The organism is Ancylobacter lacus, from assembly GCF_018390635.1.
Lineage (GTDB): Bacteria > Pseudomonadota > Alphaproteobacteria > Rhizobiales > Xanthobacteraceae > Ancylobacter > Ancylobacter lacus.
Map to the genome: position 1 here is coordinate 80452 of NZ_JAHBGE010000007.1, position 13204 is coordinate 93655.

Here is a 13204-nt window from a genome sequence, read left to right on the forward strand (position 1 = left end):
GCCCGGCCAACCGGCTCAGCTTGCGCTGATCCGGCGGTCCACGGCGTCGAGCCGCCTATGCCATTCCATGAGTTCGCTATCGTCCTCGGCGAGCCGAGCTTCGGCCGTGTCGCGCTGCGCGCGGGCGCGTTCGAGACGGTCCGCCACGGCCGCCATATCCCCGGCCTGCGACAGGTCGCGCTCGCACAGCATCACCTCCAGTTCGAAGCCGCTGAAGATCTGCCGGTTCTGGAGCTGGCGCGCATTCAGGCGAGCGATCTCCTGCACGATCTCCAGGCGCTCTCCGAGCAGGGAGCGCAGTTGTTGCGAGTCCGTCACCACGCCCCCTCCGCCCGATGCCGACCGGCTGGACATGGCACCCTGTCGGACCGGATAATGCCGCCCCGCTTATCCATGATGATGGCCGCCATGTTCGACATCGTCGGCAAGCCACTCTTCGCCGCACTCGCCACCTGCGCCGACCACCAGCTCGGCAGCGGCCATGCCTGCACGAAGGCGCTGCGGCAAGCGGCCGCGAGCGGTGCGCGTGAGGACGTCGCCATCGCCGAGGACGCGCTGAGGGCACTGCCGGACGAGGCGCGCGAGGCGCTGATGGCCGCCGGGCACAGGGTCCTGCGGGAGAACCCGGCCAGCCTGTTGGGGGTGCTCGACGCCATGGGGCCGCGCGGCAAGCTGCATTGAACCCCTGCGATCCTAGCCATCGGCGCCTCCTGCGGCGTCCGGCCGATGGGCGTCGACTTCGGCGAGGATGTCGTTCAGGCCGCCGAGGCCGGACATGAAATGCAGCTCGGCGCTCTCGATATAGCCGCGCAGGCTGTCCCAGACATCGGCCCGCAGCAGATGGGTGGCGTCCCCGCCGAACCGCTCGAACGCCTTGAGATCCATCTGGTGCGACAGGGCCATCCCGTTCACCACGAAGTCGGTGAGCTCGCGGCCATGCGTCTCGATGAACAGCCGTAGCAGCGGATGATCGCCATAGCGCACGCCATTGGATTCCAGCGAACGCTCGATGAAGCCCAGGAAGTGACGCGAGAGCAGGTCGAGGCTCTCCCCGCGGATGCGCAGCGTGAAGACCACGTCCCGCTCCGCCTTGTCGAGAATGGTCGAGGCAAGCTCCGTCGAGCGGGGCACGCCGCCGGGGCTATAGGGTCGTTTTGTCATCTGATCCGCCCCCCTCGGTTCCATCCGCCTTCCACAGCCACGGCTAGTGCCTCGCCCGGTATTGCTGGAGCTTGCGATAGAGCGTGCTGCGCGAGATACCCAGCCGATCGGCGGCGACCGAGGTGTTGCCACCCGAGGCGGCGAGCGTGCGCTCGATCAGCCGTCGCTCGGCATCGTCGATCCGTGCGACCTCGTCGTCGCCATCGCCCGTTCCCGCCGGACCGCCCCCCGGATCATGCAGACGCACGGCGTCTTCGACGAAATCTTCCGGCAGATCGTGAAGCTCCACGGTACGGTCGACCGCCATCAGCGACATCGACTCGACCAGGTTGCGGAGTTCCCGGACATTGCCCGGCCACTCATAGCGCTCCAGCAGATCGAGCACCGCCGACCGAAAGCGCAGCGGCTCGGTCCCGTGGGCGTCAGCGATCTGCCGGTTGAAATGGTGGATCAGCAGGCCGATGTCGCCATGGCGGTTGCGCAACGGGGGAATGGTGATCTTCACGGCGCCGATGCGAAAATAGAGATCCTTGCGGAAACGTCCCTCCGCCGCCTCTGCCTTGAGGTTGCGGTTGGTCGAGGCGACGAGCCGCACATTGATCGGCCGCGGCCGGCCCTCGCCAAGACGGTACACCGCGCTCTCCTCGAGAATGCGCAACAGATAGGGCTGGAGATCGAGCGGCATCTCGCCGATCTCGTCGAGGCTGAGGACCCCGCCATCGGCGATCTCGAAACGGCCGGCCCGTCCCTCGCGGGTGGCGCCGGTGAAGGCGCCCGGGGCGTGACCGAACAGTTCACCGCCCAGCAATTCCCTGGACACCGCACCGCAGTTGAAGGTGACGAAAGGCTCCTTGCCGGTGTGAAGCCCGGCCGCGTGGATGAGCTTGGCGAACAGCTCCTTGCCCACGCCGGTTTCGCCCTCCAGCAGGATCGTGCTTCGCCCCTGCGCCGCCCGCTCGGCCCGCTCGACCGCCTCGAGCAGCACGGCGCTCTCGCCGATGATGGCCTTCCGCGCCGCCGTCCGTGCGAGCCGCGCCGCACCCGCGCTCGCCCGAACCGCCGGCGCCGGGTGACCGGCCGGCCCCAGCAGCAGGACGGCGCCCGAGAAGGTGCCGTCCTGCACCAGGGGCTCCATGCGCCGGGTATCTATGCCCGGAACGTCCGCGATATTGTCGGGCCAGGTGCCGCCCTTGAAGTCCACCAGCTGCTCGCCGAGCCGCAGCTCGCCGCCGGGATTGATCTGTCTCCAGCGTGCCGCGGCCATGTCACTGTGGTGGACCACCCGGCCGTGGCGGTCGAGGATGACATAGCCATCGCCGCGCCCGGCCCCTTGCAGCCGCGACAGGCAGAGTTCGAGCAGGTGCATGCGCTCGATCCGCAGCTGGTCGGCGAGGGCGAGCTCGATATGGCTCGCCGCCATGACGCCCAGCGCGATGTTGTGGCGCCGGAAGATGTCCTGCGGACCCGAGAAATCGACGACGCCGATCACGCTGCCGTCGAGCGGGTTGCGGATCGGGGCGCCGATGCAGGTCCAGGACTTCACGCCTTCGCAGAAATGCTCGGCCGCGCGCACATAGACCGGCTTGCCGGTCACCAGCGCAGTGCCGATGCCGTTGGTGCCGGTGACGGTCTCGCCCCAGTTGGCGCCGATCTCCAGACGTATGTCGTGGGCGGCGTCGACGATATGGGGATCGCCAGCGGTGTCGATGATGACGCCGCGGTTGTCGGTGACGACCACCATGGTCGCAGTCTCGCCGAGTATGTCGGCGAGACGTTCGAAGGTCTTCCCCGCCGCCTGCAGCAGGCCGCCGTGGTGGCGCCGCAGCCCGTCCACCTCGTCGGGAGAGACGATGAAATCGCTGCCGCGCCCACGCGGGTCGACGCCCGATACGGCGCTGCGCTGCCAGGACCGTTCGATGACACCGCGGACCAGCCCGCCGGGCGCGACCGCCCGCCCCCTGTCGAGAAAACTTTCCCAGGCCTTCATCGTCGCCGAGGCGTCGTAGGCGGCTCCGTCGGCGGCGTAGTCGGCCGCCTCCTCCCCCTCTTTCGGACGGGAGAGAAGGGCGGGCGAACGGCGCTCAAGCGGCGGCTTGCTCATAGGCGCTTCCGTCTGCATCCCGATGCCCCGTAACCGCGCCCAGAGTGATATGCGCGCGCGAAAGACCGCGAAGCGTACCCGCGGGGGTCACTCAGGCGGTCCGTGGCTCGGCGAAACCGAGGCGATGTGCCAGTTCCTGCTTGAACGGCTCGTCGCCCTCGCTCGCGTCGAGCACACACCCATCAAGATCGGCCAGCGCCTCCAGCACCTCGTCCGCCGCCGGATCGAAGAAGCCGTTGGCGCGGGTGGCGAGGCAGAAAACCCGCCCGTGCGGCCGGTACCGGATCTCGCCAAGGAACAGCACCTGCCGGTTGGTGTCCCCATCGACCACGACGACGCGATTGTTCAGGCTGATGCGTATGTAGGGCTGCATCGCCTCGCGGCGTGCAGTCGGGACATAGCCCACAAAGCTCTTTCGATCGTATTCGGCCACGGAGGTTTTGGCAGCGCGCGCCTGCTTTATGTCCTGCCAGCGGCCGCCGGAAATCTGATTGGCGAGACGATCAATCGTCCCCCAGTTCTTTTCGATCATCTGCTTGGCGGCGACGTCCTCATTCCGAGGTCCGTCGTTCTTGGTGAAGACATACACCAAAGCACCCTCCCCTTTATTTTTATACGACATTCAAATCCCGATTTTTGGCGTCTGGGATCTGCTTCGTTTCGTTTGCGCCATTTTAGCACGCTTCCAATCGAGCGTCACTTGACTACCCCCGGAGGGCGGGCGCCGACCGGGGGACCCAGGGTCACGCCGGCACGGGCGCGTGCCGCGTCACACCCATTCGGAACAGGGCGCCGGCAAGCACCGCGCCCAGGCAGGGCGCGACGAAGTAGAGCCACACCTGCGACATGGCCGCGGGCCCGGCGAACAAGGCCGGCCCGAAGGAACGCGCCGGATTCACCGAGGCGCCCGACACCGCGATGCCGGCGAGATGGATGGCGACCAGAGTGAGGCCGATGACCAGACCCGCATAGATGGCGGAAGCGCCCTGCTGGGTCGCGCCGAGGATCACGGTGAGGAACAGGAAGGTCGCGGTCGCCTCGAAGAGAAAGGCCGACAGCATGCCGTATTTGGTCCAGCCATTCTGCGCGAATCCGTTGGCGGCGGCGTCGAAGCCACCGACACGGCCCGAGGCAATGACATAGAGCACCGCTGCCGCCGCTATGCCGCCAAGGAACTGGGCGACGACATAACCCAGGAAGTCGCTCATCGGCAGCCGGCCCGCCACCACCGCGCCAAGGCTGACGGCGGGATTGAGATGGGCGCCGGAGATCGGCCCGACCGCATAGGCCATGGCCACGACGGACAAGCCGAACGCAAAGGCGACACCGAGCAGCCCGACCTCCTCGCGCATGAAGATGACCGTGGCGCAACCGAAGAACACCAGTGTGAAGGTGCCGATGAATTCGGCGATATACTTCCGCATAGTCGTTTCCTTTGATGGCGATGGTGTCGGCCCTCGCCAGAACGGGGCCGGCTTGATGTCGGTACTCCGGGTTCCCGGGCGCACCGGGAAGGCGCCCCGCCGGTCGGGCGGGGACCGCCGGCGGGAGGCCATGATCATGCGCGGCCGAGCCTTTCGGCGCCGCCGCCGAGAGCAGGGCCGGCCGTCGGGTCGACATAGTCGGTGATGTCGGCGACCAGCGTGTTGGTGGTCAGCACCAGCGTGGCGACCGAGGCGGCGTTGCGCAGCGCGGTGTAGGTGACACGGACAGGATCGACGATGCCGGCCGCGATCATGTCCGCCATCTCGCCGGTCGCCGCATCGAAACCGACGCCCTCCGACGCCGCCATCAGCTTGGCGACGATCGTCTCGGGATCGTAGCCGGCGTTGCGGGCAATGAACGCCGCCGGGCGGGCCAGGGTCTCGCGAACCAGCCGGATACCTTCGCCGACATCGCCATTGAGATTGCCGAGCCGGGCCGCGACGACGGGCGCGCATTGCAGCAGCGCCGTGCCGCCGCCCGCGACGATACCCTCCTCCGCCGCCGCGCGGGTCGCGCTCAGCGCATCGTCGATGAGCTGGATGGTGCGCTTCTGCTCCACCGGCGTCACGCCGCCGGCATAGATCACCGCCGTGCCGCCGGAGAGCTTGGCAAGGCGCTCCTTCAGCTTGTCCTGCTCGATATTGGGCGGGGCAAGCTCGTGCTGACGGGCTACCTGCGCCCGGCGGGCTGCGACCTGCTCGGCATTGCCTCCCCCGCGCACGATAACGGTTTCACGGGCGCTGGCGCGGACCTGGCGGGCGGTGCCGAGTTCGTCCAGCCCGACCTCCTCCAGCCGGCCGCCGAGATCGCGGGCGATGACCCTGCCGCCGGTGATGATGGCGAGATCGTCCATCATCGCCTTGCGCCAGTGGCCGTAATCCGGCGGATTGACCACCAGCACCTTGCCGCGGTTGCCGTCGCCCAGCAGGGTGACGACCACATCCGGCGCGATTTCCTCGGCGATGATGACGAGCGTACGCCCGGTCTCCGCCACCGCCTTGCGGATGCCGGCGATTTCCTGCGGCGTGCGGATCTTCAGATCGGTCAGAAGGATGTAGGGCTCATCGAGCACCACCTCCATCTTCTCCACATCGGTCACCATGTGATGGGAGATGTAGCCGCGGTCGAACGACATCCCCTCCACGACATCGAGCGTGGTCTCGATGGTGAGGCCGTAATCGGAGGAAACGATACCGTCGACGCCGACCCGGTCCAGCGCCTCCGCCACCAGACCTCCCAGATGCGGGTCGGTCGCGGCGATGGTTGCTACCGCTTCCAGCATGGAGCGTTCGGAGGCGGGACGGGCGCGGCCCTTCAGCGTCTCGACCACAAGGTCGACGGCGGTATCGATGCCCCGGCACAGGTCCACGGGTTTGACGCCCCGCTCCAGTGCCGCGACCCCGTTCTGGATGAGGCCGTTGGCCAGCACCATGGCGGTGGTCGTGCCGTCGCCGGCGACTTCGTTCGTCTGCATCGAGACCTCGCGCACCACCTGCGCGCCCATATTCTCGAAGCGGTCGGGCAGTTCGATCTCCGAAGCGATCGTCACGCCGTCACGCGAGACGATGGGCGTGCCGATCGGCCTGTCGACCATGGCGTTCATGCCTTTGGGGCCGAGCGTCGCCTCGACCGCCGCCGCCAGCTTGCCAACGCCGCGGGCGAGCGCGCGGCGCGCCTCGCCGTCATGCAGGATCATCTTTGCCATGGCTGTTTCCTCGTCATCTTGTTTGCTTGTTCAGGTCGGATCGGAACGAGGCGTCACCGCCTCGTTCACATGGCCAGCGATGCGCCGGCGTCCCTGGCGGCCGGCGCCGGGGCGGTCTGGAGGGCGCAGCTGCCGCAGCCTCCCGCGGACGCACCATGGCCACCGCAAGCCGGACGGGACGAAGCCATCGCCTCGCGCGGCCCCTCGTCGTAGCGCGCGTCGAGAAGCCCACGGCACAGCGCGCCATTGGCCTCCATGTTGATGCGGACGGCGCGCAGGGCGCGCAGATGCAGCGGCAGGCCGGCGGCCGGAATCGCTTCGCCCTCCAGCGTGACGAAGGCAAGGTCGGACGGCCCGGTGGCGAGACCGCGCGCCAGCAGGATCTCGCAATAGCGCGGCTTCTGGCGCAGGCCTTCCGGGTCGGTGATCACGGCGCGATCCAGCGTCGCGAGATCCGCCGTGACGATGGCGGCATCCGACCAGCCGGCGCGCCGCAGGCCGAGAATGACCGCTTCCTGCCGCCGCTGGAACGCCTTGCGCAGAAAGGTCTCGCGCAGACCCTCCAGCGTGGCGCCCACCTCGAACGCGCGGAACGCCTCGGCGAAGGAGAGGCCGAGATGGGCGCCGCGATTGACCTCTTCGGCGAACATGTGGTCCCTGAGCTGGGGATGAACCTCCCGCGCCCACGGCAATGCCCGCACCGCCTGGCCGATATCGTCCGCCATCAGGAAGGCGAAGTTGGGGGAACACCAGTAGGTCGGCAGGCGGAACGCGACATCCACGCGGCCCTCGGCGCCAATGACGACGTCTTCCACGAAGCCGAGATCGACGATCGACTCGTCGAGCTCGGGGTCCATGACACCGTCGAGCTGGTTCCACACGGCGGCGATGCGCGCATCGCCGCCGACCCGCGTCACTTCCGCACCGAAGGTTCGGACAGGTATGGATTTCGAGAGGATCTCCTCGTCGAAGTTGAGCAGATCGACCTCGATGTCCGAATAGACCAGTGTGCGGCACAGCAGGACGTGGTTCTGGTCCCTCTCCATCTCGTTCAGCGCGAAGGTGGAGTAGGGCTTCAGCTCGACCTCACCTTCGTTCAGCACGCATTTGCAGGCCGCGCACCGCCCCTCCTTGCAGCCATGCGGCAAGGCGATGCCCTGCCGGAAGGCCGCGTCGAGGACAGTCTCGCCCTCCTCCACCTCAAATTCGACGCCGACCGGATTCAAGCGGACGGTATAGACGTCGCCCATCGTGCGACCTCCCCGTTAGGTTCTGGAGCATCGGGACGAGCGGGACCGGCGAGGCCGGTCCCGCCCGATGTTCAGTTGCAGGGGTTGATGGTGAAGCCGGCGCGGTAGTCGGCGAGATGCTTCTCCCGCTGCTCCGGGTTCATCTCGCGCAGGGTGATGAGCGGGCTCTTGATGATGTTCCCGCGCACATCGTCGAGCGTCCACATCTCCTTCTCCTCGAAGCGCAGATGCGGCTGCGGCACCAGCGTCTTGCCGTCGGTGCGCACGAAGCCGAGATCCTGGATGGCGTCGGCCAGGTCCCAGTCGTGGTAGCAGCTCTCCCACTCGCGGCGGCCGCTGAAGCGGCCCATCGCCGGGGTGGGACGGCCCTGATATTCGCCGGCGAAGGCTTCCACCGCCGTCCAGCGGTCGAGCTCATGGGCGAAGGTGTGCAGCTTGCCGTCGATGGTGTCGGTGACGATGTCCTCGCGCACCACGCACGGCACCATCGAGCTCCAGCACCGGTGCGGGTAGACATAGCCCGTGTCGGTATTGAACAGCATGTTGGTCTGGCCGCGGTGCGAGAGCTTGTCGTACCACTTCCAATACTCGCCGAACTGGGCGTACCAGCCGGGATACTTATGCTCGAACCACTCGAAGTCCTTGTCGGTCTGCGCCTCGATGCGCCAGAAATTCACCGGCCAGCCGACCGAGAAGAACTGCGCGATCTTGTGTACATAGTGCTTCTCGGTGATGCGCTTCCACGCCGTCTGGACGTCGTCGTGGTGGATCTTGATGCCGTACTTCTCCAGCGGCAGCATGTAGGTGCGGTAGTAATCCTCGAAGATCCAGCGATGCCACATCTCCGCGTAAGACTCCTTGTTCTTGTCGCGGTTGGTGGTGCCGTATTCGATGAAGGTGCCGATGGCGGCATCGACGATGGCGTGGTTCTGCCAGAAGGCGTAGCGCATGTCGCGCTCCAGCAGGAGATGGTTCTCCGGCTCCTTCAGCATCGACATCAGCATCGAATGGCCATTGCCGACATGCCGGCTCTCGTCCGACTGCACCGAAAGGAACACGGTCGGCAGGGCGTAGTCGCCGTTGCGGGCGGCTTCCGAGGGCATGGCGACGAACAGCGTGTTGGTGAACGCCGTCTCGGCCACCACGGTCAGATAGACATTCGCCGAGGTGATGGCGTCGCCGGTGATGAAGCCTTCACCGAACTGGCGGCCGATGGTGGTGGCGTAGCACTTGCCGAACGCCTCCTCGGTGATATCGAACCCGGCCGGGTCGATGTAGTTCTCCATGTACCACTTCTTCAGATTCATCTGGATCGTCGAGTGCCGGAACTCGTCGACCATCTGCATGGTGAAGCCGGTACGCAGGTCCTCGCCGGGCGCCAGCCGGCCGACCATGGCCATGGAGCGCGCCGCCGAGATTTCCGGGAACGGGATGATCGCCAGGAACAGCTTCATCCATTCCACCCAGCGCGGCTCCACATTGCGGAACATGTCGCCGCGCAGCGCCGCGTCGAGCGCGCCATAGACCCGGTTGTCCTTTTCTTCCTGCATGGGGAAGTAGGAACGAAGCACCTGCTTCATCGGGTCCTTGGGCGCCTTGGTGATCTTGTAGTCGGTCGGGAAGGTCATCGCCTCCTGCACATAGGAGGGGTTCCATCCGAGATCGGCGATCTTCTTCGCGGCCTCGGCGACGGAGATGCCCTTCTGCGCCGTGATCTTGTTGAGGGTCAGTGTACTTGTCATTTTTGCCATCCTCTCCTGGAGCGGAGTCCTCGGTCAATTTCCTCCCGTCAGACGTGGCACAGCGCTTTGCGCGGCCCGGCCGGCCGGGTTTCAGACATGAGCGGGCCTTCGCCTGTCGCGCATGCGGCGGGCGTCGAAGGCCTGGGCAAAGGTGCAAGGCACCGGGTTCGGCTGTTGGCGTAACGGGTTCGGGACGGCGATCCTGACCTGACCGCCCCATGACCCGCCGAAGCGGCTCATCGCCGTCTCGGCAGCCTCCCCGGACTTCTCCCCTTCGTTCTTGTCGCGGCCTGCCCCGTGGGGCATGTCAGCATTGTTCTAATGGTAATGTAGCAAGTGCCGTGCCAATTCGTCGCAACAGCTATTTCAACGACTTGTCGACGGCCAGTCACGTCGCGATTAACGGAACTGAACTATTTTGCGAATCGCGTATCGGAAAGTGTTTCATTTTGCGAAAATGCTGCGTCGCGGAATAGTCGGTAATTCTTACTTACCTAAGCGACACGAATGCTGCAGCGCACATCATATAACTTCTGGAATACCAGACGCCGACGGTCCCCTGTCAGGGCACGAGCACGGCGCGGCCGTGGATCTTGCCCGCGTTGAGGTCGTGCAGCGCCCGGTTCGCATCCGCGAGCCTGTATTCCGCGGTCGCGAGTTCGACGAGGCCGCGATCGGCCAGCGCCATCAGCTCGGTAAGTTCCGCCCAGGTGCCGACCAGATTGCCGATGATGTTGCGCTCGGAGATGATCAGGTCGACGGTGGGGATCTTGATGTCCTCGCCATAGCCGACGATGTAGTAACTGCCCATCGGGCGCGTCATGGCGAGCCCCTTGGCCGTGGTGCCCTTCTCGCCGACGAAGTCTATGACGGCCTCGGCGCCGACGCCGCCCGTCAGGGCCAGCACGGCCTCGACCTCGTTGCCATCGGCCTTCACCGTCTGGTCGGCGCCGCTCTTGCTCGCCAGCGCCAGCGAAGCGTCCGATTTGTCGACGACGATCACGTCGGCCGCGCACATGGCCTTCAGGCACTGAATGCCGATATGGCCAAGACCGCCAGCACCGATGACGACGCAGCTCTCGCCGGGCAGCAGGTGCCGCGTGGCCTTCTTCACCGCGCGATAGGCGGTGAGGCCGGCATCGGCGTAGGGCGCCACGTCCTTCGGCGCCAGCGAGCGCGGCAGCGGCACGATGTTGCGTTCCGAGGTGCAGATGAACTCGGCATAGCCGCCATCGCAGTCGAGACCGGGAAACGTGCCGGGTCCGTGCATGTCGAAGCCGCGGCGGCAGGCGAGACAGGTGCCCCCGGTGATCTTGGGGTGCACGATCACCGGATCGCCCTTCTTCAGGCCCTCGACCTCCTTGCCGACCTCCTCGATCCAGCCGGCATTCTCATGTCCCATGATGAGCGGCAGCAGCTGGTCGCCATTGGGGTCCATATGCGGCTTCCACACCCCCTCGATGATGTGGAGGTCGGTGCGGCACACCCCGGCGCCGCCGATGCGCACGATGACGTCGGTGGATTTCACGATCTTCGGATCGGGCACGTTCTCCTCCGCGACCCAGAGGTCGGCGGAGAGACTCGTGTCGTAGGTTTTCAGCACCTGCGCCTTCATGGCGTCCTCCCTTTTTTCAGCACCGGCCCCGGCGCCGTCGGAGACTCCATCGCAGCAAGCGTGCCACGCGCTATTCCTTCATCTCGCCAACGTCTTACTGCAGTTGCGAACGGTTTTACGCGTGCACGGCCTGAACATGGTACGTCAAATACTGTCCAGTTTCTGGATATTGCTTTCCACGCGCTTTACGTCGACCCTGCGGCAAAACGACAAGAACACACGGAGGATGTGCCCATGCGGTCGCTCTCTCACCCGCCCTCCACGGTCGCGCGCGCCGCGCTGGAAGCGGGGGAGCGCGTGCCCGCCGGTGCGCTCTCGCCCGAGGTGGCGCGGAGCTGGGAACGTTGCCTCGCCGGCGGGCTGGACCCCACGCGGCGGCCCGATGAGGCCGTCATTCCTTTCGCCGAGGTCCGCGTGCGGCGTGAGGAGCAGGCGCTGCTGCGTCGGCTGGCGCTGGCGCAGATGCAGCTTCTGCATCAACAGATAGCCGGCTCGAATTTCATGATCGCCTTCGCCGATGCCGGCGGTGTCCTGCTCGATACGCTGAGCGACCCGCATTTCGCCGAGAGCGAGGCGGGGCGCTCCATCGTGCCGGGCAGCGTGTGGCTGGAAGGTGGGCGCGGCACCAATGCGCTCGGCCTCGCCCTCGTGGAGCGGGGCCCGGTCGCGGTCTATGGGCGGGAACACTTCTTCGCCTGCCACGGTCATCTCAGCTGCATGGCGGTGCCGGTCTTCGATCCGGAGGATCGGTTGGTCGGGCTGCTCGACGCGTCGAGCTCCAACGAGGCGCGCCAGCAACATACCCACGCGCTGGTGCGCATGGCGGCGGCGGCGGTCGAGAACGGGCTGATCGCCAATGGCCGGTCGGATGTGCTGCTGCTGGCCCTGCATCCGCGCGCGGAATATCTCGACACCCTGTCGGCCGGCCTGGTCGCGCTGTCGCCGGAGGGCGAGGTGGTCTCGATCAACCGCGCGGCGCGCGCGCTGCTCGCCGGGCTGGATGCCGGTGCCGGGCAGACCTTCGACGCCCTGTTCGAGCCTGGCTTTGGCAGCGTTGTGGACGAATTGCGCGGCCATGGCATCGCCCGTGTCCGCGACCGCGCCGGCAGCATGCTCTACATCGCGTGCCGGCGCTTTGCCGCGCCGCCGGTCATGTCCAGCCCCGCGCCCGCGGTGCGCCGCCTGCCGGCCCCGACCGCGACACCTTCCGCCGATTTCGTCTGTGAGGACCCGCTGCTGTGGCGGCGGATGCGTGGCCTATCGGCGGCCGCCGGCGATCGCCTCGCCATCCATATCCATGGCGAGACCGGCACCGGCAAGGAACTGATGGCCCGCCACGTCCACGCGCTCAGTGGCCGTGGCGGCGAGTTCGTCGCCATCAATTGCGGCGGCGTGCCGGAATCGCTGTTCATCGCCGAGCTGTTCGGCCATGACCGGGGCGCCTTCACCAATGCACGCAGCGAAGGCGCGCCGGGTCTCCTCCGCCTGGCCGACGGGGGAACGCTGTTTCTCGACGAGGTCGGCGACATTCCGCTCACCGCGCAAACGGCGCTGCTGCGGTTCCTCGACACCATGGAGGTGCGCCCGCTCGGCGGCGCGAAAACCGCGAAGCTCGATGTGCAGATCGTGTCCGCCACCAATCGCGACCTCGCCGCCGCCGTCGCCGCGCGGCAGTTCCGCGCCGATCTGTATTACCGGCTGAACGGGCTCTCGATCGAGATCCCGCCCCTGCGCGAGCGCAGCGATTTCAGCGCCATCGTCCGTCATCTGCTGGCCCGGCATGCGCCGGGTGCCTCCATAAGCGACGTCGTTCTGGAGCGCCTGCGACGGCGGCCATGGCCGGGCAACATTCGCGAACTGCAGTCCTGGTTGCGGCGCGCCCTGATCGAGGCGGATGCCGGAGGCATCACCGAGCCGTCGTGCGAGGACGCCGCGTGCGAGGTGGCGCAGACCTGCGCGCAGTGTGCCGGCAGTCCACTGGACAGTTCCAGATGCCGTCGCATTCGGGAGACCTACGCGCAGAGCGGCGGCAACATCCAGGCGACGGCCCGCCGACTCGGGATATCCCGGACGACCGTCTACAAGCACATCGGCGACTGACACCCACCCCGGCTCCCACCCCGGCGGCCGCCCCGACGGCCGCCG

The 13204-nt window shown here is 66.9% G+C and carries 11 protein-coding genes; 2 read left to right on the forward strand and 9 right to left on the reverse strand.

The window, feature by feature from the left end; all coding sequences use genetic code 11:
- Nucleotides 1-15: 15 nt before the first annotated feature.
- Complete coding sequence (locus KHC27_RS01210; RefSeq protein ID WP_213334046.1) at nt 16-321, reverse strand: hypothetical protein; 306 nt, start codon at nt 319-321, stop codon at nt 16-18.
- An 87-nt stretch (nt 322-408) separates the two neighbouring features.
- On the opposite strand from KHC27_RS01210, the gene KHC27_RS01215 reads away from it, so the two are divergent.
- On the forward strand, nt 409-681 hold the full coding sequence (locus KHC27_RS01215; protein ID WP_213334048.1) for a hypothetical protein: 273 nt from the start codon (nt 409-411) through the stop codon (nt 679-681).
- A gap of 12 nt (nt 682-693) precedes the next feature.
- Here the strand turns inward: KHC27_RS01215 and KHC27_RS01220 are convergent, their stop codons facing one another.
- From KHC27_RS01220 to KHC27_RS01255, 8 genes are all read right to left on the reverse strand, one after another.
- The gene (locus KHC27_RS01220; RefSeq protein WP_213334050.1) at nt 694-1161 is read right to left on the reverse strand and encodes a hypothetical protein; all 468 of its coding nucleotides are present in this window, start codon (nt 1159-1161) and stop codon (nt 694-696) included.
- Between the two features lie 43 nt (nt 1162-1204).
- Entirely contained in the window at nt 1205-3262 is a 2058-nt protein-coding gene (locus KHC27_RS01225) for a sigma-54-dependent Fis family transcriptional regulator (protein ID WP_246518650.1), read from the reverse strand.
- 91 nt (nt 3263-3353) lie between these two features.
- Nucleotides 3354-3851: a hypothetical protein gene (locus KHC27_RS01230; RefSeq protein ID WP_213334055.1), complete on the reverse strand. Its 498-nt coding sequence runs from the start codon at nt 3849-3851 to the stop codon at nt 3354-3356.
- 154 nt (nt 3852-4005) lie between these two features.
- A complete protein-coding gene (locus tag KHC27_RS01235; protein WP_213334057.1) occupies nt 4006-4686 on the reverse strand; it encodes an aquaporin in 681 nt (226 codons plus the stop codon).
- 134 nt (nt 4687-4820) lie between these two features.
- Nucleotides 4821-6452, reverse strand: coding sequence for a molecular chaperone GroEL (gene groEL, locus KHC27_RS01240; RefSeq protein ID WP_213334059.1), 1632 nt, complete (start codon nt 6450-6452; stop codon nt 4821-4823).
- Nucleotides 6453-6517: 65 nt separating this feature from the next.
- Nucleotides 6518-7702: a 2Fe-2S iron-sulfur cluster-binding protein gene (locus KHC27_RS01245; RefSeq protein ID WP_246518652.1), complete on the reverse strand. Its 1185-nt coding sequence runs from the start codon at nt 7700-7702 to the stop codon at nt 6518-6520.
- A gap of 71 nt (nt 7703-7773) precedes the next feature.
- Nucleotides 7774-9444, reverse strand: a complete 1671-nt coding sequence (locus tag KHC27_RS01250) for an aromatic/alkene/methane monooxygenase hydroxylase/oxygenase subunit alpha (protein ID WP_213334061.1) — start codon at nt 9442-9444, stop codon at nt 7774-7776.
- A 562-nt stretch (nt 9445-10006) separates the two neighbouring features.
- A complete protein-coding gene (locus tag KHC27_RS01255; RefSeq protein ID WP_213334063.1) occupies nt 10007-11059 on the reverse strand; it encodes an NAD(P)-dependent alcohol dehydrogenase in 1053 nt (350 codons plus the stop codon).
- A 60-nt stretch (nt 11060-11119) separates the two neighbouring features.
- Here KHC27_RS01255 and KHC27_RS01260 point away from each other — a divergent pair, with 60 nt between their 5' ends.
- Nucleotides 11120-13159 (forward strand): sigma-54-dependent Fis family transcriptional regulator, encoded by a 2040-nt coding sequence (locus KHC27_RS01260; protein ID WP_213334065.1) that lies wholly within the window; start codon nt 11120-11122, stop codon nt 13157-13159.
- Nucleotides 13160-13204 lie beyond the last annotated feature (45 nt).